At 39.9% G+C, this 26,039-nt stretch carries 29 protein-coding genes, 1 pseudogene and 1 riboswitch; of the genes and pseudogenes, 21 read left to right on the forward strand and 9 right to left on the reverse strand.

Annotation, left to right across the window (positions count from 1 at the left end; translation table 11 throughout):
• Nucleotides 1–20: 20 nt before the first annotated feature.
• A pseudogene (locus tag HHO41_RS01880) lies at nt 21–242 on the reverse strand (NifU family protein); the annotation flags it as partial.
• Nucleotides 243–402: 160 nt separating this feature from the next.
• Here HHO41_RS01880 and HHO41_RS01885 point away from each other — a divergent pair.
• Entirely contained in the window at nt 403–729 is a 327-nt protein-coding gene (locus HHO41_RS01885) for a YuzD family protein (protein ID WP_169095110.1), read from the forward strand.
• Nucleotides 730–993: 264 nt separating this feature from the next.
• Here the strand turns inward: HHO41_RS01885 and HHO41_RS01890 are convergent, their stop codons facing one another.
• Entirely contained in the window at nt 994–2,061 is a 1,068-nt protein-coding gene (locus HHO41_RS01890; protein ID WP_169095111.1) for an NAD(P)/FAD-dependent oxidoreductase, read from the reverse strand.
• 338 nt (nt 2,062–2,399) lie between these two features.
• Between HHO41_RS01890 and HHO41_RS01895 the strand changes: the two genes are divergently transcribed.
• Together HHO41_RS01895 and HHO41_RS01900 are read left to right on the forward strand one after the other, a co-directional pair.
• Nucleotides 2,400–2,639 carry a YuzB family protein gene (locus tag HHO41_RS01895; RefSeq protein WP_169095112.1) on the forward strand — a complete coding sequence of 80 codons (240 nt, stop codon included), beginning with the start codon at nt 2,400–2,402 and terminating at the stop codon, nt 2,637–2,639.
• Nucleotides 2,640–2,733: 94 nt separating this feature from the next.
• Entirely contained in the window at nt 2,734–3,096 is a 363-nt protein-coding gene (locus HHO41_RS01900; RefSeq protein WP_169095113.1) for a HesB/IscA family protein, read from the forward strand.
• Nucleotides 3,097–3,193: 97 nt separating this feature from the next.
• Here HHO41_RS01900 and HHO41_RS01905 read toward each other — a convergent pair whose 3' ends face one another.
• Nucleotides 3,194–4,192 (reverse strand): FAD-dependent oxidoreductase, encoded by a 999-nt coding sequence (locus HHO41_RS01905; protein WP_169095114.1) that lies wholly within the window; start codon nt 4,190–4,192, stop codon nt 3,194–3,196.
• Between the two features lie 332 nt (nt 4,193–4,524).
• Here HHO41_RS01905 and HHO41_RS01910 point away from each other — a divergent pair, with 332 nt between their 5' ends.
• The 3 genes from HHO41_RS01910 (at nt 4,525) to HHO41_RS01920 (ending at nt 7,091) form a co-directional block, all read left to right on the forward strand.
• Complete coding sequence (locus HHO41_RS01910; protein ID WP_169095115.1) at nt 4,525–5,742, forward strand: NAD(P)/FAD-dependent oxidoreductase; 1,218 nt, start codon at nt 4,525–4,527, stop codon at nt 5,740–5,742.
• 204 nt (nt 5,743–5,946) lie between these two features.
• Nucleotides 5,947–6,270: a YuiB family protein gene (locus HHO41_RS01915; RefSeq protein ID WP_169095116.1), complete on the forward strand. Its 324-nt coding sequence runs from the start codon at nt 5,947–5,949 to the stop codon at nt 6,268–6,270.
• A gap of 203 nt (nt 6,271–6,473) precedes the next feature.
• Nucleotides 6,474–7,091 carry a 3D domain-containing protein gene (locus tag HHO41_RS01920; RefSeq protein WP_169095117.1) on the forward strand — a complete coding sequence of 206 codons (618 nt, stop codon included), beginning with the start codon at nt 6,474–6,476 and terminating at the stop codon, nt 7,089–7,091.
• An 87-nt stretch (nt 7,092–7,178) separates the two neighbouring features.
• Here the strand turns inward: HHO41_RS01920 and HHO41_RS01925 are convergent, their stop codons facing one another.
• Nucleotides 7,179–7,652, reverse strand: a complete 474-nt coding sequence (locus tag HHO41_RS01925; RefSeq protein WP_169095118.1) for a divergent PAP2 family protein — start codon at nt 7,650–7,652, stop codon at nt 7,179–7,181.
• Between the two features lie 433 nt (nt 7,653–8,085).
• Between HHO41_RS01925 and HHO41_RS01930 the strand changes: the two genes are divergently transcribed.
• The 5 genes from HHO41_RS01930 (at nt 8,086) to kapD (ending at nt 11,955) form a co-directional block, all read left to right on the forward strand.
• Complete coding sequence (locus tag HHO41_RS01930) at nt 8,086–9,591, forward strand: leucyl aminopeptidase (RefSeq protein WP_169095119.1); 1,506 nt, start codon at nt 8,086–8,088, stop codon at nt 9,589–9,591.
• Between the two features lie 100 nt (nt 9,592–9,691).
• Nucleotides 9,692–9,937 (forward strand): hypothetical protein, encoded by a 246-nt coding sequence (locus HHO41_RS01935; protein ID WP_211170995.1) that lies wholly within the window; start codon nt 9,692–9,694, stop codon nt 9,935–9,937.
• Nucleotides 9,938–10,130: 193 nt separating this feature from the next.
• Nucleotides 10,131–10,742: a DedA family protein gene (locus tag HHO41_RS01940; RefSeq protein WP_169095120.1), complete on the forward strand. Its 612-nt coding sequence runs from the start codon at nt 10,131–10,133 to the stop codon at nt 10,740–10,742.
• A 49-nt stretch (nt 10,743–10,791) separates the two neighbouring features.
• Complete coding sequence (locus HHO41_RS01945) at nt 10,792–11,178, forward strand: PaaI family thioesterase (protein WP_169095121.1); 387 nt, start codon at nt 10,792–10,794, stop codon at nt 11,176–11,178.
• 156 nt (nt 11,179–11,334) lie between these two features.
• Nucleotides 11,335–11,955: a 3'-5' exonuclease KapD gene (gene kapD, locus HHO41_RS01950; RefSeq protein ID WP_169095122.1), complete on the forward strand. Its 621-nt coding sequence runs from the start codon at nt 11,335–11,337 to the stop codon at nt 11,953–11,955.
• Nucleotides 11,956–12,444: 489 nt separating this feature from the next.
• Here kapD and kapB read toward each other — a convergent pair whose 3' ends face one another.
• Nucleotides 12,445–12,825 carry a kinase-associated lipoprotein KapB gene (kapB, locus tag HHO41_RS01955; RefSeq protein ID WP_169095123.1) on the reverse strand — a complete coding sequence of 127 codons (381 nt, stop codon included), beginning with the start codon at nt 12,823–12,825 and terminating at the stop codon, nt 12,445–12,447.
• A gap of 86 nt (nt 12,826–12,911) precedes the next feature.
• Between kapB and HHO41_RS01960 the strand changes: the two genes are divergently transcribed.
• From HHO41_RS01960 to HHO41_RS01970, 3 genes are all read left to right on the forward strand, one after another.
• Nucleotides 12,912–13,658 carry a peptidylprolyl isomerase gene (locus HHO41_RS01960; protein WP_169095124.1) on the forward strand — a complete coding sequence of 249 codons (747 nt, stop codon included), beginning with the start codon at nt 12,912–12,914 and terminating at the stop codon, nt 13,656–13,658.
• 131 nt (nt 13,659–13,789) lie between these two features.
• Entirely contained in the window at nt 13,790–13,996 is a 207-nt protein-coding gene (locus HHO41_RS01965) for a hypothetical protein (protein ID WP_169095125.1), read from the forward strand.
• Between the two features lie 83 nt (nt 13,997–14,079).
• Entirely contained in the window at nt 14,080–14,625 is a 546-nt protein-coding gene (locus HHO41_RS01970; protein WP_169095126.1) for a superoxide dismutase family protein, read from the forward strand.
• 435 nt (nt 14,626–15,060) lie between these two features.
• Here HHO41_RS01970 and HHO41_RS01975 read toward each other — a convergent pair whose 3' ends face one another.
• Nucleotides 15,061–16,230: a MalY/PatB family protein gene (locus tag HHO41_RS01975; RefSeq protein WP_169095127.1), complete on the reverse strand. Its 1,170-nt coding sequence runs from the start codon at nt 16,228–16,230 to the stop codon at nt 15,061–15,063.
• A gap of 108 nt (nt 16,231–16,338) precedes the next feature.
• Nucleotides 16,339–17,160, reverse strand: a complete 822-nt coding sequence (locus HHO41_RS01980) for an alpha/beta fold hydrolase (protein WP_169095128.1) — start codon at nt 17,158–17,160, stop codon at nt 16,339–16,341.
• Nucleotides 17,161–17,306: 146 nt separating this feature from the next.
• On the opposite strand from HHO41_RS01980, the gene HHO41_RS01985 reads away from it, so the two are divergent.
• Both HHO41_RS01985 and HHO41_RS01990 read left to right on the forward strand, forming a co-directional pair.
• Nucleotides 17,307–17,807 carry an Lrp/AsnC family transcriptional regulator gene (locus tag HHO41_RS01985; RefSeq protein WP_169095129.1) on the forward strand — a complete coding sequence of 167 codons (501 nt, stop codon included), beginning with the start codon at nt 17,307–17,309 and terminating at the stop codon, nt 17,805–17,807.
• Nucleotides 17,807–18,988 (forward strand): aminotransferase, encoded by a 1,182-nt coding sequence (locus HHO41_RS01990; RefSeq protein ID WP_169095130.1) that lies wholly within the window; start codon nt 17,807–17,809, stop codon nt 18,986–18,988. The genes HHO41_RS01985 and HHO41_RS01990 overlap by 1 nt, the downstream gene beginning before the upstream one ends.
• 135 nt (nt 18,989–19,123) lie before the next feature.
• Here the strand turns inward: HHO41_RS01990 and HHO41_RS01995 are convergent, their stop codons facing one another.
• The gene (locus HHO41_RS01995; RefSeq protein ID WP_169095131.1) at nt 19,124–19,480 is read right to left on the reverse strand and encodes a helix-turn-helix domain-containing protein; all 357 of its coding nucleotides are present in this window, start codon (nt 19,478–19,480) and stop codon (nt 19,124–19,126) included.
• Nucleotides 19,481–19,722: 242 nt separating this feature from the next.
• Between HHO41_RS01995 and yugI the strand changes: the two genes are divergently transcribed.
• From yugI to HHO41_RS02020, 5 genes are all read left to right on the forward strand, one after another.
• Nucleotides 19,723–20,136 (forward strand): S1 domain-containing post-transcriptional regulator GSP13, encoded by a 414-nt coding sequence (gene yugI / locus HHO41_RS02000; protein WP_169095132.1) that lies wholly within the window; start codon nt 19,723–19,725, stop codon nt 20,134–20,136.
• Between the two features lie 160 nt (nt 20,137–20,296).
• Nucleotides 20,297–21,487 (forward strand): ornithine--oxo-acid transaminase, encoded by a 1,191-nt coding sequence (locus HHO41_RS02005; protein WP_169095133.1) that lies wholly within the window; start codon nt 20,297–20,299, stop codon nt 21,485–21,487.
• A 110-nt stretch (nt 21,488–21,597) separates the two neighbouring features.
• Nucleotides 21,598–22,761 carry an iron-containing alcohol dehydrogenase gene (locus HHO41_RS02010; protein ID WP_169095134.1) on the forward strand — a complete coding sequence of 388 codons (1,164 nt, stop codon included), beginning with the start codon at nt 21,598–21,600 and terminating at the stop codon, nt 22,759–22,761.
• A gap of 155 nt (nt 22,762–22,916) precedes the next feature.
• A complete protein-coding gene (locus HHO41_RS02015) occupies nt 22,917–24,266 on the forward strand; it encodes a glucose-6-phosphate isomerase (RefSeq protein WP_169095135.1) in 1,350 nt (449 codons plus the stop codon).
• 98 nt (nt 24,267–24,364) lie between these two features.
• On the forward strand, nt 24,365–24,766 hold the full coding sequence (locus tag HHO41_RS02020) for a YugN-like family protein (RefSeq protein ID WP_169095136.1): 402 nt from the start codon (nt 24,365–24,367) through the stop codon (nt 24,764–24,766).
• On the opposite strand, the gene HHO41_RS02025 is transcribed toward HHO41_RS02020, so the two are convergent.
• On the reverse strand, nt 24,759–25,760 hold the full coding sequence (locus HHO41_RS02025) for a potassium channel family protein (RefSeq protein WP_169095137.1): 1,002 nt from the start codon (nt 25,758–25,760) through the stop codon (nt 24,759–24,761). The genes HHO41_RS02020 and HHO41_RS02025 overlap by 8 nt on opposite strands.
• Nucleotides 25,761–25,888: 128 nt before the next feature.
• Nucleotides 25,889–26,000: riboswitch (TPP riboswitch) on the forward strand.
• The last annotated feature ends 39 nt before the right edge of the window (nt 26,001–26,039 follow it).

The raw sequence follows: 26,039 nt of genomic DNA on the forward strand, positions 1-26,039 counted from the left end.
TCTAGCTTCCGATTTTCTAATTAAAAAACCTGTTCTACTTCAACAACGCCTGGAACTTCTTCTAGTAGTGCGCGTTCAATTCCAGCTTTTAAAGTGATTGTTGAGCTTGGGCAGCTGCCGCAAGCGCCAAGAAGACGTAATTTTACAACGCCATCTTCCACGTCAACTAATTCACAGTCACCGCCATCGCGTAAAAGAAATGGACGTAATTTATCTAATACTTCTTGTACTTGTGTTAACATAGATTGGTCTGACATTTAATCTACTCCTTTCTTATTACTTTATTATAATCACAACAAACATAAAAATCTATTCTGGAATCCTTAAATCTAACATAAAAAGGTGAATAATATTAGAATATTATTAGCGATATAAATGTCGATGACAAAGGGGTTGAAAAGAATGGAAAAAGAAATATTGGAAATTGCCGTCTATGGAGCTGAACAAACCTGCTCTAGCTGCGTCGGTTTGCCTTCCTCAAAGGATACAGTCGAATGGCTCGAAGCTGCCATTACAAGAAAATACCCTAAGCAGCCTTTTCTAGTAGTTTATATTGATATTTTTAGTCCGCCTGCTGATCCAGCGAAGCAAGCTTTCGCGCAAAAGGTAATCGACGAGGATTTGTTTTATCCAGTTGTTGTCATCGAAGGGCAAATCGTCGGCGAAGGTAATCCCCGCTTGAAGGCGATATATGAAGTAATGGAGCAGTTTGGGTACCGTGAGGGGTGAATCTGATTGTAGGGTTGATTGACGTTTCATTATCGTTACCTCTAGAGTCTAAAATTTCGATTAGGGGTAACGTTAAGGAGCTATTCGTACCCCCTACAAGACGAAAATGAGGTATAGAGGTAACGGATAGATGCTTTTCGTTACCTCTAGGATCAAAAATTCTAAGTTAGGGGTAATGATTATAAGCAAACCAACTCCAACTCAACAAAAAAGCCACACAGAAGGTAAATCCCTCCATGCGGCTCTTCGCGAACTAAACCAAAATCATCCATTATGATATTTATAAACCCATAAAATACCAGATTTCAATAATCTAGCAACACGACCTGTTATCGGGCGATCTACAAGCATTCCGAATCCATGTTTTTTGCCTAATGAACCTAGTACACCCTTTAGCTTAATTGCTGGGAAGTCAGCCGGTGGTTCTTCACCGTTCCATCGTTTTGCTAAAACTTGAACAATCTGTTCAGCTTGGCCCTCTGCTAACTGAGCACTTGGTGCGTGCGGTAGGCTGGCACAGTCCCCAAGCACATATACATTTTCATTACCTGGAATATTGTGCTGTGGTGTTAACACAACTCGACCTTGGTTGTCTTTTTCAACATTTAAGTCGCGTACGACCTTTGCAGGTTGAATTCCAGCTGTCCAAACAATTGCATCAAAAGTCGTTGGGACATCATGGTTATATAATACATTTTCTTCTACTCTAGTAATATTGGCATTATTAATGATATCGACGCCATTTGTATCAAACCAGTTTTCCACATACGTACTTAGTTTTTCCGGGAATGACGATAGAATATAGTTCCCGCGATCAAACAGCTTAATTTTTAAATCCTTACGACTTTCATTCAATTCGCTTGCCAATTCTACACCGCTTAATCCTGCTCCAACAATCCCAACAACTGAACCAGGTGGTAGATTGTTTAGTGCTTGATAGGTGTTACGGGCGCTCTCAATCGATTGAATGCTATAAGTAAATTGATTAGCTCCAGGAACATTATGGTATTTATCCTCGCAACCGAGTCCAATAATTAAATCATCAAATGAGAGTAAATCTTGATTTTCAAAGGAGATTTTCTTTTCTTCCAGGTCAATGGAAGCGATTTCTCCGTAAACGAGTTTTAATCTTGGGTGGGATGGAAAAGGTACACGTACATGCTGGTCGGAAATAGTACCCGCTGCTAATGCATAAAATTCTGTTTTTAAACAATGATACGGATTTCTGTCAACTAATGTAATCGTCACATCTTCCGGTAAGTTGTTCGGTAAAAAGCGCTGGAGGATTCTCATTCCACCATAGCCTCCGCCAAGTATAACTAGATTTTTCATTCAATATTTCCCCTTTTCCCCATTTTTCTGCAGCTATCCTTGAACTGCTTTCTCTCTATCTATCTCTAATTTAAGCATTGGCAATATCTTATGTTCATTCATGGCATGTATGTAAGGCCGTAAAATCATAACATTAAAGCCTGGCCGGTTTCACTAAAGACTTAATATTACAGGAAAAATAGTAAATTTCGACATTTGTAAACACTTAACAGTATAACTAAGTTGTCACAAAATCTCAACATTTTCAGGGCGAAATCCTTACAAATCTTTCGACTTTCCCAATTGACGATATTAGTGAAGTAAAGTAGGATATCAGTTAGTAGAGAGAGGTGAGGGATATGATTAAGCCATTGATCGAGTTTTGCATCGGCAACTTAGTGAATGGATCCCAAAAAGTTTTCGAAGAACTTAAAAGAGACCCGAATCTAGATGTCATTGAATACGGGTGTATGAGTTACTGCGGTATTTGTGAATCAACACTATTCGCGGTAGTAAACGGCGAAATCGTAAAAGGGTCTACAGCTGAAGAGTTGACTAATAATATATATCAATACTTAGATGACAACCCAATGTTTTAATATTTTCGGTAAAATCAGAATCGGATTAGTTGAGCTGAATATTGTTAGTTGTATATACTAATAAAAACGAAATCCGATGAGAGGTGGGAGAAGGATGCAACAAATTATCACCATTACTGAAGCTGCTGCATTGCAAATTAAACATATGGCAGAGCAAAATGATGAAGTTGGTGCTTTTCTACGAGTGGCAGTTAAGGGTGGAGGCTGTAGTGGGTTATCCTATGGCATGGGCTTTGACCATGAAGTGGCTGAGGGTGATCTTAAGGATGAACAGCATGATATTAAAATTTTAATCGACTCAGAAAGCCAACCGATTTTAAATGGTACTGTCATTGACTATAAAGAATCCATGATGGGCGGCGGGTTTACCATTGACAATCCAAACGCCATCGCATCTTGCGGCTGTGGTTCATCATTCCGCACAGCAACTGAAACAGGTACACCTGAAGAATGCTAAATAAAGCATGATGAATAAACAACTCATCAATAAATATGTACAAAAAAACGCAAGGATTAGCGTGAATCCATGCGTTTTTTTATTTCAAATTGAATACTTATTTATTAAATAAAGAAGAACTATGCATTGGTTGTATTTTCGCTTTTGGATCGATGTAGGTTTTGGCGATATTTACGGCGATTGGCGCTTCCCCAAAGCCACAGGCAATCAGTTTAATTTTTCCATCATAAGTACAAATATCCCCGGCCGCATAAATACCTTCAATATTTGTTTCCATTCTTGAATTAACAACAATGGAATTTTTATCTATCTCTAAGCCCCATTCCTTAATGGGACCAAGTGAAGACACGAAACCGTAGTTGACGATGACGGCATCAACCTCGATGGTTTCGAGTGATTCGTCATTCACATTTTTAATCACTACTTGCTTAATTCCGGATTTGTCACCAATTAAATCGGCAGGAACATATGGAGTTTTGATATCAGCTTTTGAATTTTGTAGATTTTCAACACTGTGCTCATGTGCTCTGAACTTATCGCGACGATGCACGATTGTTACTTGCGCTGCAATAGGCTCTAACATTAACGTCCAATCAACAGCAGAGTCGCCGCCACCAAAGACAACTACTTTTTTACCAGCAAACTGGTTTAGGTCATCGATAAAATAATGAAGGTTCTTTGATTCATATTGAACGGCACTTTCAAGCTCCAAACGGCGCGGTTGAAACGCACCATTACCAGCTGTAATGATAACGGTTTTTGTATAATGAATTTCTTTATTGGTAGTTAATTTAAAAATACCGTGTTCCTGTTTTTCAACCTTTTCAACTGCCTGTTCTAAGGCAATGGTTGGGTTGAACTTGGCCATTTGTTCTTTGAGGTTATTCACTAATTCTTGTGCACGTACTTTTGGGAATCCTGCAACATCATATATGTATTTTTCAGGATAAAGTGCCGCTAATTGACCGCCTAGCTGTGGTAAGCTTTCAATAATTTTTACACTTGCCTGTCTCATACCACCATAGAACGCGGTAAACAATCCGATTGGCCCCCCGCCAATGATCGTAATATCATATATTTGCTGATCTTCCTTCACTCGATAACCCCCAGACTAATTTGAAAAATAATTATCTATAATACCCCATAATAGCGTAATTACTTGAAAAAACCATGATTATTAATCGTTGTTTTTAGACAAAAAAAATAGGAGAATGAACAAATCATTTTTCACACTTGAAAATGAAATGTAAATAGAATATTATTATCTAGAACATATGTTAATTTTTTGTGACATTTTTTTAACGTTTTTTTGTCTAAACAAGTGAAGTACATCACAAACTTTGCTAGCATATAGAAATAGAAAAGGACTACAGCCGAATCGACATTCAGTTGTAGACAAGAAAAAATGGAAAAGGTGGATGGATTACTTTGAGTAAGGCGAAGGTAGTAGTATTAGGGGCAGGCTACGGTGGCTTAATGACAGTAACAAGATTACAGAAAATCCTTGGGGTAAACGAAGCGGATATTACGTTAGTAAACAAGCATGATTATCACTACGAGACAACATGGCTTCATGAGGCAAGTGCAGGTACACTACACCATGATCGCGTTCGTTATCCAATTAACAATGTAATCGATCGCAGCAAAGTCGAATTTGTTCAAGATACTGCTGTTGAAATCAAAACTGAAGAAAAGAAAGTGATCTTGGAAAACGGTGAACTGGCTTATGATTATTTAGTTGTTGCGCTTGGCGGTGAATCAGAAACTTTTGGCATCAAAGGCTTAAAGGAATTTGCTTTTTCAATTGTAAACGTCAATGCAGCAAGACAAATTCGCGAGCACATCGAGCTTCAATTTGCAACATATAGCTCTGAAGAGGAAAAGAAAGATGACCGCTTAACTATTGTTGTCGGCGGCGCCGGCTTCACTGGAATTGAATTCCTTGGGGAAATGGGAAATCGTATTCCTGAACTATGCCGTGAATACGATGTTGATCAATCAAAGGTTAAATTAATATGTGTCGAAGCGGCACCAATGGTATTACCAGGTTTTGATCCTGAACTTGTTAGTTATGCAGTGGCTGCATTAGAGAAAAAAGGTGTGGAATTCCGCATCGGTACAGCGATTAAAGAATGTACACCAGAAGGAATCGTTGTGGCTAAAGGCGAGGATGAAACGGAAGAAATTAAAGCTGGCACTGTTGTATGGGCAGCTGGTGTAAGAGGTAACTCTATCATTGAAAAATCAGGAATTGAATCTATGCGTGGACGGGTTAAGGTTCAACTTGATCTAAGAGCTCCTGGAAGTGACGACTTGTTTGTAATTGGTGATTGCTCATTGATGATTAATGAAGAAATTAATCGTCCATATCCACCAACTGCTCAAATTGCGATGCAACAAGGTGAATGCTGCGCAAAAAATATTGCAGCTTTAATTAGAGGCAAGCATGAACTTGAAACTTTCAAACCCGATATCAAAGGTTCAGTTTGCTCATTAGGTCATGACGATGCGATTGGTCTAGTTTTCGGTAAAAAATTAGTAGGCTCTAAGGCATCTTTCATGAAGAAAATGGTTGACAATCGCGCGTTATTGTTAATCGGTGGCGCATCACTTGTCATGAAAAAAGGAAAATTTAACATTTTATAATAAAATAATAGAGACAACCCAATTCGTCGTGTTAGGCTGAGTTGGGTTGTTTTTTATATTAGGTTAGCTACACCTTCGCTACCTCGTATTAACAGAATTATTGAAAAAAGAGTCGAAAATTAGCTGTGAAAACGGTCGAATGGATTGACTACCTCTGTTAAGTTGAGTACACTTTTAAATGAAGTGTTAGGGGGAGGGAGCTTGATGGAACTTACCATCGTTACGCTTATTATTTCAATGCTTTTATTTTTCGTGTTGTTTTTCGGCATCGGTTTCTTACTAAACATGTTGCTAAGAATGACATGGATTATGGCGGTAGTATATCCATTTATTGCTATTTTCATAGTAGATAAGGTTCGGTTTATTGAATACTTCCAAAATAGTAAGGAAGCATTTTCTGAGCTAGGTGGATTAATGAGCGGATTGGCGCCAGCAGATATGCTGATTTTAGTAAGCGGTTTAGCTGGAGCTATTTTAGCAGGGGTCACTATGAAACTTTTACGCAAAAAAGGTTATGCAATGTTTTAAATGGTTCAAAATGTTGTTAGCAGAATATAGAAATGTTCCCACAGTGTTCTCACTGTGGTTTTTTCGTTTATTTTGCTATTTTTAATTAAGAAATATAGTGTTGGAGCAATAATTCTTGTTAACAGTGTAAATATATTTTACTTTTCTTTGCATATTTCCGAATCTGTTGGGAACAAATAGATTTGGGAGGTTTGAATAGCTTTATGACCAAAAAACTAAAAAAATGGGCGAGACGGTTTGTGATGTCTTGTTTATTTTTTGCAGCATTAATGACAACATACCAGGCGATTTCTGGTGTGGAAGTAGGAAAGATTCTTACGCAAATAGCAGCAACAATAGGACAATACGTTGAAACCAAAACTCAGGCGGCTGGTCCGCCATCCCTAGAAGAAGCTGTAGACTGGTCAAAATATCCGAAAAAAACCGTCGTTGCAACCGGGTATACAGCAGGCTATGAATCAACAGGGAAAAATCCTGGACATCCTGAGTTTGGAATCACCTATTCCGGTGTGAAAGTGAAGCGTGATTTATTTTCAACCGTTGCTGCAGATTTAAACGTTTTTCCTATTGGCACCATTCTTTTTATACCTGACTATGGCTATGGCGTTGTCGCAGATAAAGGTGGCGCAATAGAGGGAAATGAAGTTGATTTATACTTTGACACGGTTGATGAAGTTTACAACGAATGGGGTAAACGAACGATCGATGTATATATTGTTGAGATGGGGGCGGGCACGTTAACAGAAACTAAGCTGAATGAGTTAAATGAAGATGAAGCCATGCAGGTGTTTCGTCAACAATTCTCTCCTGAGCAAAAATAATTCTGCAATGGGTCATCCGAAGTTTAGATATATACCTTATTGAAAAAACAGGACGGATTCCACGAACGAATCCGTCCTGTCAAAATGCTACAACAGAAAATAAAAAAGTAAGGTTAAGGCAATTCCGGTTAACCCTCCAAAAAAGACCTCGATGGGCTTGTGCCCTAATAATTCCTTTAGTTCCTTCCGTTTTTCCTTTTCTGGTTTTTCAGTCCAATGCTTAGCTTCTTTTACAATTTTATTAAAATCTGCAACAAGCTGATTCAGGACAATCGCCTGCTCACCGGCTTGCCTTCGAACACCAGTTGCATCAAACATGGTGATGATGGCAAACAAAGCTGACACGGCAAAAATCGGTGAATCTAAGCCAGCCTCAAGAGCGACACCAGTTGAAAGAGCTGTTACAGCGGCTGAGTGAGAGCTTGGCATGCCGCCAGTACTTGTTAATAATGACCAATTAATTTGTTTCGTAGCTAGAAACTGAATTGGAACCTTAACAAATTGAGCAAAAAAGATTGCTGCGATTGCTGACCAAAACGGAAAATTTGTGAGCATATCCATAAGGGACTCCCCCTTTTTAATTTCCGAGCGTGTGCCAAAGCAATAAAAGATCATCCAATATTGCAACACTATCTATACCTTATTATCCTTCAAATTTGCATTTTATGCCATTTTAAACGTACTATTAATTTGAGAAAAAATGGTAATATTTTGATTATCTTTAATGGGTGTGTTAAAGTGGCAAGTTGTTTTTTTCGCAAAGTTGATTGGAGTGGAAGGCGCGAAGACTCCTGCGGGAGCAGCGGGACAGGTGAGACCCCACAGGCGCTATTGCGCCGAGGAGGCTCACCGCCCGCCCCTAAGGTGCGCGAAGCGCCTGGAACGGAAATCAACGGACATGTTTAATACTGCCTAATCGAAGAAAAACCAATTCTTTCCCATTCATCTTGATATTTCGATATAATATTTATGTTAACTATTGGAGGTGGCAAATATGTTTCAAATAAAAACGAAATGGGATTTATCAGTAAGTCATCAAGGATTAATAATCGGTGTATATGATCGGCCGGCAAAACTAGAAGGATTTTTAGCAGAAGTAGATCACGCCTTTGATGGCCATCTAACTGAACTATTTAAAAATAATGATATATCGGGAAAGCGTAAAGAAGTCACGGTTATACATACGTTAGGAAAGTTTCATATTAAGAAACTAATTTTTGTTGGTTTAGGAAAGGAAAAAAATAGCGGTTTTGATTCAATTAAAGAAACGCTTGGGTCTGTCTTTAAACAGCTCCAAAAACAGAAATTTACTGAGGTTGCTGTTGCCTTGGATTCTTTCGTTAGGGGGGAATTATCCGTACTAGATTTGGCTTACGCCCTTGGTGAAGCTTATAATCTTGCTACATACCAATTTGAAGGCTATAAACAAAAGTCGAATGAGTCGGAAAAACACATTAAGGAAATGACGATTTATTCAGAATTAACAGAGCCTGAGGAAATTTATGCAGCGTTAATGGTCGGTTCCATTTATGGGCAGGCAACTAATTCAGCGCGAACTTTGGTTAATTTACCGGGAAATATGCTGACCGCAACTGACTTGGCCAACTATGCAGCAGAGCTCGCGAAAAAATACAATTTTGAATTAGAAATCCTTGAAAAAGAAGATATGGAGAAGCTCGGTATGGGGGCTTTACTAGCTGTTAATCAAGGCTCAGAACAACCTCCAAAAATGATTGTGCTTAAGTACGATGGTAAGGACGAATGGACAGATGTAATTGGTCTGGTTGGCAAAGGGATTACCTTCGATACTGGTGGATATTCCCTAAAAACGAAGGATGGAATTGTTGGTATGAAAACTGATATGGCCGGTGCTGCTGCTGTATTAGGCGCAATGGAAATTATCGGAGAATTACGCCCGGAACAAAATGTTGTTGCGGTGATACCGTCGACTGATAACATGATTAACGGTGGCGCACTGAAACCAGATGATGTTATTACGTCGATGAGTGGGAAAACGATTGAGGTGTTGAACACCGATGCGGAAGGTCGCCTTGTCTTGGCTGATGCCGTCACTTACGCGAAACATCATGGAGCTCATTACATTATTGATGTGGCGACGTTGACCGGAGGTGTTATCGTTGCACTCGGTGAGGAAACGACAGGTGCTTTGACCAACCACGAGGGCTTGTATGAACAAGTAATCGAAGCGGCACTCGAAGCAGGAGAACAAATGTGGAGACTTCCGATTTTTCCAAAAGACAAAGAACGTGTCCGCTCTAGCAAAATAGCTGATTTGAATAACTCGCCTGGTCGGGAGGGGCATGCGATTATGGGCGGGGCATTTGTTGGTGAATTTGCAGAAGACACACCATGGGTTCATTTAGATATCGCAGGCACCTCAGTCACTAAGCGCGATTATGATCTTGGTCCAGCGGGAGCGACTGGTGTCATGACGAGGACTTTGGCGCTGTTAGTCGAAACATTCGAGCCGATAAAATAAGGAGGACGATAGTGGACGTTCGCCCACTCCGTCTGCCCCCTTTTTGCATATGAAGTAGTGTAGGACTTTGTCATGTATAAATAAAAAGGAGGTAGGCAAAATGAGTAATTTGCGTCGTCCGCGTCCCCATGGTTATGGTCATGGCTTTGGTCATGGATATGGTCATGGATATGGCTTCGGTCATGGTTATGGTTATGGGAGAAGACCATTTGGCTATGGATATGGATTTGGTGGGCCGCTTGTCGGAGGAGTCCTAGGAGGGCTGCTTGGCAGTGCGTTATTATATCCGCGTCCATACTACCCATATTCACCGTATCCGTCCCCATATTCGTATCCATATTATTAATATAAATAAGGAGGCTGGCTCGACAGGGAAGTGTTTGTTCCCTGTGAGTCAGCTTTTTTGTTCAAATTTTCTTCCTTGTTTTTTTAAAATAAATCAATGAAAATATAGATACATAGATTACTTTACTAATCAAAAAGACCTTTATTGGTATCTGCAGCTCGTTCGTCCGGAGCAGTTGATGGGAGGAATTGCGATGGATTTAGATTTAATTGTTGAAGTCACAGAGAATTACGGGTACTTAGGTCTTTTTTTATGGCTATGGCTAGGGGTGTTTGGGATTCCGATTCCAAATGAGGTGATCGCCATGACGATTGGCTATTTATCCTTTGAGGACATACTTCATCCCGCTGTTTCATTTATCGTTACGTATTGTGGGATTATTTCCGCATTAACAACCTGCTACTGCATTGGTCGTTATGTAGGTAGGCCGCTACTGCATTTTTTTGAAAAAAGTAAGCGGTTATCACGGAAAATTGATCGTTCGTTTAAACTGATTGATCGGTACCACTCTTTTTCACTTTCGTTAAGCTATTTCTTGCCGGGCTTTCGTAGCTTTGTGCCCTTTCTTTACGGAGTCAGTAAGTACTCATTTAAGTCATTTATTATTTTTTCATACGGCGGAGCACTAACATGGCTTACAATTGCCTTTTCGATTGGCTATTGGTTTAATGATAAAATGGACGTGGTTCTTCTGTATGGTAATGAAATTTTATTTGGTTTGGCTACGGTTGTTGTCATCGCCTTCATTTTAAGATTTTTACGAAGAAATCATTTGAAAAAAATCAGGACGATACGGGGGCGCTAATCTCTGAAAATATCTTACCTTAGAATATGAGGATAAGGAGAATACACGAATGGATTTCAGTAAAACGCTAATGGGTGCACTTGGAATAGAAATAAAAAAGGTAGAAAACGGAATGGTTACGGCAACGATGCCTGTTGATGAACGAACAAGGCAGCCAATGGGATTTCTTCATGGTGGAGCCTCAGTGGCATTGGCAGAGACTGTTGCTAGTTTAGGGGCCTATTTTCTTGTTGATCAAGAAACAGAGGCTGTCGTCGGTTTGGAAATCAATGCAAATCACATTAAAGGTAAACAAGAGGGCGTCGTGACAGCGCTCGGGACATTGCTACACCGTGGTAAGTCGACGATGGTTTGGGATGCGAAAATTACGGATGAAGCTGGTGCGTTGATTTGTGTTTCACGCTGTACAGTTGCGATTATAAAACTGAAAAAATAATCAAAAATGTCTTCAGAATGCATTTCTGGAGGCATTATTTTTTTGCAGAGATGCCTTTGTAAGATTTGAATAAAAATTTAAAAAATTATCGAAGTTCATGTTATAATAAAAATAACTATTTTGAATTCAGTGATGCCAATGAAAGCAGGTGAATTAATGAGGGAGAAACATCAATATTTATTTATTGATTTTGAATTTACTATGCCTGAAAAAAGTGAAAGATTTCGCGGTTTTTTTCCAGAAATTATTGAGGCAGGGATTGTTTCGGTAATTGGTGACCAAATTAATGAACAATTTTCCTCATTTGTTACTCCTGTCCGTTTTCCTATATTAAGCGAACGCTGTAAATCTTTCCTACACATTTCACAGAAACAAGTTGATCAAGGAATCTCTTTCGAGGATTTGGTCAAGACGATGCGGGATTTAAACGATGTCTATCCAACCACAATTATCACCTGGGGAAATATGGATATGCGAGTGCTTCGTCACAATTGTCAGCGAAACGATGTCCCGTTTCCGTTTAATGGGAAAGAAATCGATTTATCGATGGAGTATAAACGATTCTTCGGAGATCAAAATCAAACTGGATTGTGGAAAGCTGTCCAGGAATACGGGAAAGAGGGTACTGGTAGACACCATCGCGCCTTAGACGACGCCTTAACAACTTATAACATTTTCAAATTAGTTGAAAAGGACAAAAAGTATCTTGAAAAGCCAAAGCCACCAACTATTGGTGACCGTGTTGACTTTTCGCAACTTCTAAATAAATTCGCTTAAAAAGCCAAATCAATCAAAGCTGATTTGGCTTTTAATTTTGCTATTTTTTCTGGTTGCTCATCCTGGGTGATGTAGTTATAAGGCCAAAAGGTGAGTTGGAATCCGCCAAAGTGTCCGTATGAAAGCATCATAAGGACAAAACTAAGAAGATTGGTCGCCCAAATGAATCATAGAGGTGCTCTATGAAACAAAAGGCCATCCTAAAACCGCCCAAATGAATCATAGAGGTGCTCTATGAAACAAAAGGCCATCCTAAAACCGCCCAAATGAATCATAGAGGTGCTCTATGAAACAAAACCTCATCCTAAAACCGCCCAAATGAATCATAGAAGTGCTCTATGAAACAAAAGGCCATCCTAAAACCGCCCAAATGAATCATAGAGGTGCTCTATGAAACAAAACCTCATCCTAAAACCGCCCAAATGAATCATAGAAGTGCTCTATGAAACAACCTCCACCCAAAAACCCCAAAGGTGTTTCATAAAAAGCTTATCTAAAATAATCTCCTGCTAATTCCTCGACAAGCTTTAGGCTTTGCTCGGCCCATGGTGTGCCCATTTCCGTCAATTCCTGTTTCATCCTCGCAACGGCTTCCTTCAAGGACTCTACATAGTCTGGAATTTCCGCATCATAGGGCTTCACCATTTGCTTCGGAATATTAGCTTGCTCACGAAAAGCGAGAGCGCGGCGCTGATGGAAAAAGCCAACATCAGCATCCTTTGGGCTGTGCAAGTCTCCCTGCATCGGATGCTTCGCCACCGCCAGTACCCGAACCAAATAGGCTTGAGGCCGAATGTCTGTAACCTCGCCGATATACTTTCCCGTTTTATATATGGCAGTTACGTGATCGCCAACTTGAATTTCACTCATGATAAATTCCTCCTTACTTGAAATTGGATTCAATGTTCATTATGGTTATAATAATAAAAACAAATCAACTTTTAAAAGGAGAAAATATGAAAATCAGAATTTTATTCCTTGTCACAACACTTATCTTTCTTTTAGCAGCATGTGGTAGCAACAATAATAATGCAGACACCAATGACAAGAAAACCGGCAATGGGACAACTAATGAAGCTGTCGACACTAAAGACGATGAGGCAGAGGATGAAAACCGTGAATACCCGCAGCTGTCAAGTGAAGTTGGTGAAGATGAAGTTCTCGTTGATATGGAAACGACAATGGGATTGATTAAAATTAAGCTATTCCCTAAATATGCCCCAAAGGCTGTTGAAAATTTCATTACTCATAGTAAAGAGGGCTATTATGATGGCCTCATTTTTCACCGCGTTATCAAAGATTTTATGATTCAGGGTGGTGACCCAACTGGTACTGGTCGTGGAGGCGAAAGTATTTGGAAAGATAATTTTGAAGATGAATTTTCAAAGAGTCTGTACAATTTACGTGGAGCGCTGTCAATGGCAAACGCAGGTCCTGGTACCAATGGTAGTCAATTTTTTATTGTTCAAAATTCAAACTTAGATGATGATACAAAGGACTACATCGACGCAAATAACTATCCGCAGGAAATTCGTGATGCCTATCAAAAAGGTGGTACACCTTGGCTCGATAACCAGCATACGGTATTTGGTCAAGTCATCCAAGGCATGGATGTAGTGGATAAAATTGCTAATGTGAAAACTGGATCTCAGGATAAACCTGCCGAGGATGTAAAAATAAATAAAATTACCGTTAAAGAATAAGGGGAGCAGTAAGGATTCATGCAAATAAAATTGGAAGGATAAGCCAAACCATTTTGGTTGACTTAGCTTCATGAGTCCTTGCTATAATAGGACAAGGGGAACCTGCCATTTTTGGCAGAAGGGGGAAAAATATGTTTGAACAGTATGTGTTAGCGCTATTTCTTTATTTTCCAGAGGATAAATCGGAATATATTCCTGCAGCGATTTCAGGTTCAATATTTTTAATCGCAGCGATTTTCACGATGCGGTTTATTATTAAAGTATCGAAAAAGCAGGAAGAAAAAGCCAAAATGCTAGAAGAACAAATTGACAAACAAACGATGACAAAAGGGAGCTAAATAGCTTCCTTTTTTTTCGTCCTATAAATCAACGGCTGTTAAGGGAATAATAAGCACAACATCCAATTAGGGAGGTTCTCGCTATGGGGAAGGTTCATTTCCGTTCTTATTATTTTACTTTGCTTATTCCACTTTTTATCACAGTGGGTTGTGCAGAGGAAAATCCTACAAAGCTTGATGTGAAAATGGTCGATAGTGAAAATAAATCAGTTGGTACAATTCAGTTGCAGGAGCAGTCGAGTGGCGTCAAGCTGACGTTAGATTTAAAAGGATTACCTCCTGGAGAGCATGCTCTGCATATTCATGATAAAGGTAATTGCAAGCCACCTAAATTTAAAACTGCTGGAGAACATTTAAATCCCGATAAGAAAAAGCATGGTCTGTTGCACCCTAAAGGAGCACATGTTGGTGATTTGCCGAACCTTATTGTTGGGGAGAATGGAAAAGTAAAAGGGGAGTTAATGGCACCAAAGGCAACTCTTCTTGAAGGTAAGAATTCATTGTTTACAAAAGAGGGGACATCCATTGTGATTAATGGCCATAAAGACGATGGTATGAGCCAACCCGATGGGGGTTCTGGTAATCGAATCGCCTGTGGAAGAATATCCAAGGACAAAAAAAGTAAGTGAGGATACCAAATCTTCACTTACTTTTTTATATTAGATTCAAAAGGCCTTTCATGAGTTCAAAACCCCATCAGCAATCATCAGAAATGAACTTATGAGGCTTTCATGAGTTCAAAACCCCAACCGAAATCAAGAGAAATGAACTTATGAGGCTTTCATAAGTTCAAAACCTCATCAGCAATCATCAGAAATGAACTTATGAGGCTTTCATGAGTTCAAAACCCCACCCGAAATCAAGAGAAATGAACTTATGAGGCTTTCATGAGTTCAAAACCCCAACCGAAATCAAGAGAAATGAACTTATAAGGCTTTCATGAGTTCAAAACCCCATCCGAAATCATCAGAAATGAACATATGACCTTTTCATAAGTTCAAAACCTCCCCCGAAATCAAAAAAAAGAACTTATGATTCTAATCATGAGCTCAAAATGGAAAAAATCACGCAAATGACGCCTTTAAGCGCTTCAAACCTTCAAGAACTAGTTCCTGCGGACAAGCAAGATTCATCCGCACAAAACCTTCGCCACCAGGGCCATATTTTTGTCCAGGCTCCAATGCAAGCTTGCCAATCGTCAACAAACGAGTCTTTATTTCCTCATCAGACAATCCAAGACCCTTGCAGTCAATCCACAACAAATACGTACCCTCGGGATCAATCACGGAAAGTTTTGGAATGTTTTCTTCAATATAGCGTTTGGCAATTGCTGTATTTTCCGCTAAATATTCAAGCAGCGCTTCGAGCCACTCTTCGCCATAGCGATAAGCGGTTTCCATCCCGACAATTCCAAATACATTCAATGAGAATGCGCCTTGTGCGTGCATCACTCCCCCAATGCTCGTGCGGTATTTCGGATTGGCTGTGACCAACGCACTTGCTTGAAGTCCGGCGATATTAAAGGTCTTTGTCGGCGCAATCAGCGTCACCACCTGTTGCTCCAAGTCTTTAGATAAAGATGCAATTGGTATATGTCGAGCTGGTTTAAACACCAAGTCCGAATGGATTTCGTCTGCTAAAATCACACAGTTGTACTGTAAGCAAAGCTCTCCCATTTTCACTAGTTCTGCCTCGCTCCAAACACGGCCGCCTGGATTATGAGGGTTGCACAATAAAAATAGCTTTACACCTTCCTGCAGCTGCTGTTCAAAGTCAGTAAAATCAATCTCGTATCGACCTTCTTTTAGAACCAACTGCGAGTTTACAACCTCACGATCATTCCGTTTCACCATGTCAAAAAACGGTGTATAAACAGGCGATTGCAGCAACACTTTATCTCCTGGTTTCGTTAATGCTCTAATGACAATGCTGATTGACGGGACGACCCCATGTGAATATTGCAGCCATGCCGGATCGACTTTCCACTGATGGCGACGATGCAGCCAAACGGAAATGGCTTCACCGGTTGACGGTGGAATATACGTGTAACCAAAAATCCCGTGGTCAACTCTGCTTTTGATGGCTTCGATAACCTGCGCTGGTGGTTTGAAATCCATATCAGCTACCCACATTGGCAGCAAGTCATCCTTACCGTAAACAAGCTTGGTCATTTCCCATTTTACTGATGCCGTGTTGCTCCTGTCATAGACATGATTAAATTCAATTTCTGCCATTTCTCCACCACCTAGATGTAAAATGTTAAACATATATTCATGATAAAGGATATTCCTGAAATTTGCCTAATTTGAGCCTCCCATTCACCAATCCATTGTATCTTCCTTTTATCCAATTTGATAAAGAAAATCCCTCATATGATTGTATACAAGGTCTGGCCTTTCTTCTGGTACGAGGTGACCAGTTTCAGCTAGGACAATGAGTTTGGAATTTGCCAAGTCTTGATGGAGACGACGTCCGACTGAAAGTGGAACAACCCGGTCATGCTCGCCCCAAATTAACAGGCTATTCGTTGTGATGCTAGCTATTTTCTCGCTCGATAATTCCGCTTCACGGTCGCGAACAAGTTTGGCCAAACCGTGGAAAATATCTTCATTTAAAAAAGGCTCCATATAACCGTTCATCATCTCTTCATTTATCATATCCTGATTAAAAACAACATTTTGGAGATTTTGGAGCAAACCGGATTTTGCTAACCATCGTTTCACGATCAAATGGAAGAAAGGAAGATAGCTCGAATACCTGATTGTTTTGTGGGCGGGTCTTAAATAGCTTGAACTACCTAATAACACCATGCTTTCAACAAATTCAGGCTTTTGTAGAGCGATTTGCATTGAAATTTGCCCACCCATGGAATGGCCTACTAAAATAACTTGGTCTAGTTGAAGCATCGAAAATAAAGTTAGCAATGTACTCGCTATATTTTTATATGTATAAACAAACTTTTTTGTTTTTCCACTTTTTCCGAATGGCGGGAAATCGACGAGGAGAACATTAAAATCATCAATGAGAAAGGGCGTTAGCCGCCTAAAGCTGAAGGATGATGATAGAAATCCATGAACAAGCACCAATGTTTTTTTCGCTGAATCGCTGTGATGAAATTCGTAATAAACGTTGATACCATTTACTTCCCTTACATCAATGACCATTAATTTTCCCCTCACTTTCAGATTTATTTTTACCTAATGTCAAATTGTTCACACATCTGCCGTCTAATTTTGGTAAAATTATAGAATGAACTTACTATTCTAAAAACAAAAAAGTATTTTACACTTTAATCTAAGGAGGGAGTTTCATGCAGCTAACCAATCAAGAACTAGAGGTGCTTGAAATTCTGGAAAAGGATGATCGTATTTCCGCTTCTGATTTGGCGAAGATGGTCGGAGTTGAAATAGAAGAGGTTTTGGGTATCATTCAAAAGCTACAAGACGACAAAATTCTTGTTCGCCACACAGCAATTATCGATTGGGCAAAGGTAGAAGGCCATGAAGGTGTAACGGCGATGATTGACGTAAAGGTCACACCAAAACGTGGTGTCGGTTTTGATGAAATCGCTGAAAGAATTTATCGTTTTAAAGAGGTTAAATCCCTCTATTTAATGTCTGGAGCATATGATTTATCAGTGATTATCGAAGGAAAATCAATGAATGATATCGCTCGGTTTGTATCACAGAAATTGTCCACATTGGATTCCGTTCTGTCAACTACGACCCATTTTATTTTAAAGAAATACAAGCATGATGGAACTATTTTTGAACAAACCGATGATGATAAACGGATCGTGGTGTCACCGTAATGAAAAAGTCAAATTCTTATGTTGCGAAAAACGTTGAAACCATGAAACCCTCCGGTATCCGCCGCTTTTTTGATTTAGCAGCGGGTATGGAAGGCGTTGTGTCACTGGGTGTTGGGGAACCAGACTTCGTTACGCCGTGGTCTGTTCGTGAAGCAGCCATTTTATCATTGGAAAAGGGCTTTACTTCCTATACAGCTAATGCTGGCTTGTTGGAGTTAAGACAGCTCATTTCCAAGTACATGAATGACCAGTTTCATGTAAAATATAATCCAAATTCGGAGATCGTTGTGACAGTTGGAGCGAGTCAAGCGATTGATATTGCTTTAAGGGCGATTCTTGATCCTGGTGATGAAGTGATCGTTGTTGAACCTTGCTTTGTTTCTTACGTTCCGCTTGTCGAACTAGCTGGTGGTAAAGCGGTTACCGTGCAAGCATTAAAGGAAAATGACTTCAAAATTCAAGCTGAACAGCTTGAACAAGTTGTTTCTTATAAAACCAAGGCATTATTTATTTGTTCTCCTAATAATCCAACTGGGACGATGCTAAATCGTGACGATTTAAAGGAAATAGCTTTATTTGCTGAAAAGCATGATTTACTTGTGATTACCGATGAAATTTATGCTGAGCTTGTGTACGATGAAGAGTATACAAGTATCGCATCCATTTCTAATATGTGGGAACGGACGATTTTGATTTCAGGTTTCTCTAAGGGCTTTGCGATGACTGGATGGAGATTAGGTTTTGTTTGTGCTCCAGAGGAGATTTCGCAGGCAATGCTAAAAATTCATCAGTATGCGATGATGTGTGCCTCAACTATGGCACAATATGCGGCCATTGAAGCATTGAAAACAGGCGAATCTGATGTTATTGATATGAGAAAAAGCTATCGCCGTCGTCGTAATTATATTGTGCAATCCTTTAATGAGATGGGCTTAACCTGTCATATCCCGGGCGGAGCATTTTATGCTTTTCCTTCAATTGCTAGTACTGGTATGACATCAGAGGAGTTTGCTGAGAGATTGCTAATCGAGGAAAAGGTTGCGGTTGTTCCTGGAAACGTGTTTGGAGCAAGTGGTGAAGGCCATATTCGCTGTTCATACGCAACATCAATGGAACAGCTACAAGAAGCGATGCTCAGAATAAATCGCTTTATTTCCAACAAGGTTCAGGTCAAAAACTAGAGCCGCTACCGCTTTTCGAATAAAAAAAGAGGCTGACTCATCGGGAGTCTGCCTCAATCAAAAAGGGGGGAATACTAGAAAGCCTTATGGTATAAGGATTTCCGGTTTTTCCCTTTTTATTCATTCATTTTAAAATTATTTCAAAATTTTCAAATCGCTAATAAATTTTTTAAGCATAGGCAAGTCTTCCTCTTCTACCTCTTTAGCCATTTTTAAAAAAGTTTTCGCCTTTATCGTGCCGACTTCCCGCACTAATTGCTCCAGTTCTTGGTCAATTCCATTTTTGTGTTGAAAATCTTGCGCAACTAACTCAGAGGCCGGGATATCTAACACGGTAGAGATATTCAAAATGGTTTGTGTATCAGGTCGTTGCAGCCCCTTCTCGTACTTTTCGACCGTATTAGGACCAACGCGAATCTTTCGGGCGAATTCTTGCTGCGTCAAATTCAGCCTTTCTCTACCGAGCCGTATGTTCTGTCCAAGTGTTGACATTTATCACACCTCTTATAATCATTTTGAATTTAATAATATTGTACCAAACAACTGTATTTGAAAGCGTGAACATTTCGTTAAAATTTTTAAATTATTAAAAAAATCTGAAAATAACTCACTTGACATAGTGATTTTCGGCAATAATCACGTATTTGCTGTTTTGATAAGTTCCCTTCAATGTGGTATAATTTTTTATTGCGTATAATTGGGATAAAAATAAATATAAATTTAGGAGTGTTTCTATGTCAGAAACTATTGAAATTGGAAGTGTTGTAACCGGTAAAGTTACCGGGATTCAACCGTATGGTGCCTTTGTTGCACTAGATGAAAATACTCAAGGACTTGTTCATATTTCCGAAATCACACACGGATATGTGAAAAATATTAATGATTATATTAAAGTAGGTGACGAAGTAAACGTGAAGGTCCTTTCAGTCGATAAGTCGGCTGGAAAAATTGGTTTGTCGATTCGGGCAACGGAAGCTGCACCGGTAGAACAAGGTGAACAAGCAAAACCGAAGAAACCAAAAAAACGCCCAATCACTAATGTCAATTTCCCAAGTGAAGGCGAAATTACTGAAGGCTTTAACACGTTAAAAGAAAAGCTTACTGAATGGATTGACCAATCACAACGGGAAGACTTAATCAAAAAATAGTTTCGTTATCAAGTTAATTATATAATTGTCCGGATATAAAAGAGCTAACTTCTACCAGTCTAAATAGGTGAATAACCTATAAACTAGGTAGAAATTGGCTCTTTTTTCTGTTTACAGTCATAATAGAAATAGCTATGTACTTAAATGAGGAGGAAAATGTATGACGAATTCAAAGCAGATAATTGACCAAACTCAACGCTATGGCGCAAACAATTATCATCCCCTACCAATCGTCATTTCCGCGGCGGAAGGAGTCTGGGTAACTGACCCGGAAGGTAATCAATATATGGACATGTTAAGTGCCTATTCTGCTGTTAATCAAGGTCATCGTCATCCGAAAATTGTGCAAGCGTTAAAGGATCAGGCAGATCGTGTTACTCTAACATCTAGGGCATTCCATAATGATAAGCTTGGTCCATGGTACGAAAAAATCTGTAAGTTAACGAATAAAGATATGGCGTTACCGATGAACACCGGGGCAGAAGCTGTGGAAACAGCTGTCAAAGCAGCAAGACGCTGGGCTTATGATGTGAAAGGTGTTGCCAATGATTGTGCCGAGATTATTGCGTGCAATGGTAATTTTCACGGCCGAACGATGACAGCTGTTTCGCTCTCATCAGAACCTGAATATAAGCGTGGCTTTGGTCCACTCCTTCCTGGTTTAAAACTAGTTCCATATGGTGATATCGAAGCTTTAAAACAAGCGATTACACCAAATACCGCTGCATTTTTAGTTGAACCCATTCAGGGTGAAGCGGGCATTGTGATACCCCCAAAGGGATTCCTAAAGCAGGCGTATGAGCTTTGTAAAACAAATAATGTGTTATTTATTGCTGATGAGATTCAAGTCGGTTTAGGGCGGACTGGGAAAATGTTCGCCTGTGAGTGGGATGGTATTGAACCGGATATTTACATTTTAGGAAAAGCAATTGGAGGCGGTGTATTCCCAATTTCTTGTATAACAGCTAACAAAGATATATTGGGCGTATTTAATCCAGGTTCACACGGATCAACCTTTGGCGGTAACCCACTTGCCTGTGCTGTTTCCATTGCAGCGCTTGAAGTAATCGAAGAAGAACAACTAGCAGATCGATCATTAAAGCTCGGTGAATACTTTTTAAGTAAATTAACGGAAATCCAATCACCACTTTTAAAACAGATTCGGGGACGCGGATTGTTTATCGGGGTAGAACTGAATTCACCAGCAAGGAAATATTGCGAGGCGTTAAAGGGTGAAGGGTTGCTTTGCAAGGAAACCCATGATACAGTCATTCGCTTTGCACCGCCGCTAATCATTACCAAGGAAGAATTGGATTGGGCGATTGCGCGGATTAAAAAAGTATTAACCTAGTTGAACTTTGCTGAAGGTAAATCATTAAACAAATCGAATCAATAATCTTATATGCCATGCAAGTCTAAGCAGAAAATAGTTCATAATAACATACGAGGATGGTGAAAGTATTGGATAATTTTTCATTCTTCAATCCAACCAAGCTAATCTTTGGGCAGGGTCAGCTTAACCAATTATCAGTAGAAATACCGCGCTTTGGTAGCAAGGTTTTGTTAGTATACGGTGGTGGCAGTATCAAAAAAAGTGGACTTTATGATCAAACGATTGCAATTTTAGAGAAAATCGGGGCTACCGTTTTTGAGCTTAGTGGCGTTGAACCAAATCCGAGGATTACGACTGTCACTAAAGGCGTTGAAATATGCAAAAACGAAGGAATTGAATTCCTACTTGCAGTCGGTGGTGGTAGTGTCATTGACTGCACAAAAGCGATTGCCGCAGGAGCTAAATATGATGGCGATGCTTGGGATATTGTAACGAAGAAAGCACAAGTTACCGAAGCATTGCCATTTGGAACCGTGCTAACACTAGCTGCAACTGGTTCGGAAATGAATGGTACTTCCGTCATTACCAATTGGGAAACGCAAGAGAAATATGGCTGGGGTAGTCCATTCACCTATCCGAAATTCTCGATCTTAGACCCAGTTCATACCTATACTGTTCCGAAAAATCAAACCATATATGGGATTGTTGATATGATGTCCCATGTCTTTGAGCATTACTTTCATTTAACCGAAGAAACACATTTTCAAGATCGGATGTGCGAATCACTTTTGGTTACGGTTATGGAAACTGCACCTAAGCTGTTAGCAAATCTTGAAAGCTACGAGCATCGTGCTACGATATTATACTGCGGTACCATGGCGTTAAACGGAATGTTGAATATGGGCTACCGTGGAGATTGGGCAACACATAATCTTGAGCATGCGGTGTCGGCAGTATATGATATTCCCCATGGCGGAGGATTGGCGATATTGTTCCCAAATTGGATGAAGCATTCACTCTCAGTGAAACCAGAACGCTTTGCCCAGCTTGCCGAGCGGGTATTCGGAATCGATCCGAGCGGAAAATCTACTGAAGAAATTGCTATTCTTGGAATAGAAAAGCTCCGCGAATTTTGGAAAAGCATCGGTGCACCAGCTCGATTAGCCGATTATGATATCGATGACAGTAAGCTAGAACTGATGGCAGACCGGGCGATGGCTAATGGCGAATTTGGCAACTTCAAAAGGCTAAATCGTGAGGATGTTTTGACAATTTATCGTGCCTCTCTGTAAAATTTGACAACGGTCATGTAGAAAAATTTTTGTTCCTGTAGAATAATGTAAAAATGTTTTCACATTGGAAACGCTTTAAATAATGCGGGTATATTGATTATCGCCACATCATTCGATAAAGTGTAAAGGAATACACAGAAAACGGAGGATCATACATGACACATGTTCGTTTTGATTACTCAAAAGCTCTCCAATTTTTTGGTGAGCATGAGGTTACATACTTACGAGATTTCGTAAAGCTTGCCCATCATTCTCTTCATGAACAAACTGGAGCTGGCAATGACTTTTTAGGGTGGATTGACCTTCCGGTTAACTATGATAAAGAAGAGTTTGCGCGGATCCAAAAGTCTGCTGAGAAAATTAAGCAAGATTCCGATGTGCTTTTGGTCATTGGTATTGGTGGATCATACTTAGGTGCCAGAGCAGCAATTGAAATGCTTAAGCACAGTTTTTACAATGCTCTTCCTAAAGAGAAACGCAAAACTCCACAAATAATTTTTGTTGGTAATAACATAAGTTCAACCTATATGCACGACGTGATGGACCTGCTTGAAGGTAAGGATTTCTCCATTAACGTGATTTCTAAATCTGGCACAACAACAGAGCCTGCGATTGCTTTTCGGATTTTCCGCAAGCTGCTTGAAGAAAAATACGGCGTTGAAGGTGCCCGAGGTCGAATTTACGCAACAACTGATAAAGCTAGAGGCGCCCTTAAGACGCTTGCAACTGAAGAAGGCTTTGAAACATTTGTGATTCCTGACGATGTTGGTGGACGTTATTCAGTTCTAACCGCTGTTGGTTTACTGCCAATCGCAGCAAGCGGCGCTGATATTGAAGCGATGATGCAGGGAGCAGCACAGGCACGTGAGGATTTTGGAAAATCAGAATTGGAAGAGAATCCTGCCTACCAATACGCAGCTGTTCGTCATGTTTTATACAATAAAGGTAAAACAATCGAAATGCTGATTAACTATGAACCAGGCCTTCAGTATTTTTCTGAGTGGTGGAAGCAATTATTCGGTGAGAGTGAAGGAAAGGACCAAAAGGGAATTTTCCCAGCATCTGCGAACTTCTCAACTGACCTCCACTCATTAGGTCAATACGTTCAAGAAGGTCGTCGTGACTTGTTTGAAACGATTGTCAAAGTGGACAAGCCACGCCATGAATTATCGATTGAGGAAGCTGCAAATGATTTAGATGGCTTAAACTATTTAGCTGGACAAACGGTTGATTTCGTTAACAACAAGGCGTTTGAGGGCACGATGCTCGCTCATACGGATGGCGGTGTACCGAACCTTATCGTGTCAATTCCGACTATGGATGAGTATACATTTGGTTATTTAGCTTATTTCTTTGAAAAAGCATGTGCGCTAAGTGGCTATCTGTTAGGTGTAAATCCTTTCGATCAGCCTGGAGTGGAAGCTTACAAAGTAAATATGTTTGCACTTCTTGGCAAGCCTGGTTTTGAAGAAAAGAAAGCAGAGCTTGAAAAACGTTTAAAATAAATTAACTTAATAAAAATAACCTGGAGAAATTGCTCCGGGTTATTTTTTTGCGATTTTAGGAAAACTAACAAAAAACAAGCGAAAGGGCGGTAAGGAACATGATTGAAATTCCTTCACAGTTAGAGGGCAGACACTTTGATTTATACAGATTAGAGCAAATCCTAAAGCCGATGGGCTACACAATTGGTGGTAATTGGGATTATGACCACGGAGCATTTGATTACAAAATGAATGGAAATGGCAGTTATTTATTTTTGCGCCTCCCATTTACAGCGGTCGATGGTCAACTTGATTCGCGTAATTGTAAGGTTGAGTTAGGACGACCGTATCTGTTAAATCATGTCTATCAAGACGGTTTGGACGATCATGCTCATGTCGACAATAGCTCAGCAGCTTTCAATCAATTTCAGGAGCCGGTTGATGAGGATGGCGAGATTCCAGCGAATATTCAAGATGTCGGTAAAACAATCGTGCAAAACCTGGAAACGGTCCTTAAATAATTAACGCTTCACTAATAATGAGTAAATGGTCTTCCTTTTGCAGTTGAAAATCGTGCGGAGGATTAATATACGTATCCTCCCCTCTTATCACGCCAATCACAATTTTATTATGAAAAAAGACATCCTTACTTGCCTCTGTAAAACTAGTTCCGATTAATTCATCCGTAATCTGGATGCTCTCAAGCCAATTGTCACGAATATTGATTAGTTTTTTTAAGGAAACGGCAATGGCCGGTGAAAAAATGCTTTTGAGCATAACCGAGCTTAGAAGCATATTAGCCTGAATGATTTTATCCGCACCTGCTCGCCTGGCATTTGAAACTTGGTCCGTCGTAAGGATTTCAGCAATGCATTTTACAGCGGGATTAATGCCTTTAATTGCTAGCAGAGTTAGGATCGTATGCATATCAGCCTGCAGCTCATCTTTATTTTGATCAGCAGTAATGACCACCCCAATGGACTCAGCTACATTTGCCTGAAATAGAGTGTCATCTGAGTTCGGCCTTCCTTTGATAAAATGGACATTATCAAGCTTTCGCGGCCGTGCCTCCAATGTCTCATCAATCAGGACGATTTCCGCATTAGCAGTTTGTTTTGAAATGGATGAAATGACATCCCGCGAACGCTCATTCCAACCGATAATAATTAAATGCCCCATCCCTTTATAAACCCGCTTTCCTTCTAAAAATTCATTATGGCGTGTGACCGCTTCAGTTGTCAGATTGGCAAAATAGATCGTCAAAAGGCTTGCTCCGATAAAAATTAACAGCATGCCAAGAATTCGGCCTGGAACTGTTTTGGGTATGTAATCTCCAAAGCCAACTGTTGACGCGGTAACAATTGCCCACCATATTCCGTCAAAAATGGATGGGAAATTCTCTGGCTCAATTAGATGAATCATCACGCCAAATAAAAACATAGTGATGCAGGCGATTAAAAAAAATCGCAGTACCAATGGCAGCTTCCGAAACTGCACATATAACAGCTTCCCCATTCATCCACCTCAATTAAATCAATCTATTTTTCAGTATGACCGAAATGAAGCGGCAAAAATCGGAAATGATAGATAATTCTTTACACTGATAGATATAAGGGCTATGATTATTTGTGATAAAAATAATACTTAACTACTAGGGGTGCCCAGAAAAGGGCTGAGAGGAAAACGATGTTCGTTTTTAAACCCTTTGGACCTGATCTGGGTGATGCCAGCGGAGGAAAGTAGTGTGAAATTTTCTAGTTGATTTTCACTTACTAAAGCCAGGTTCAGAAGCGA

It is taken from the genome of Bacillus sp. DNRA2 (assembly GCF_012843265.1).
In the GTDB taxonomy this organism is placed as follows: domain Bacteria; phylum Bacillota; class Bacilli; order Bacillales; family Cytobacillaceae; genus Bacillus_BU.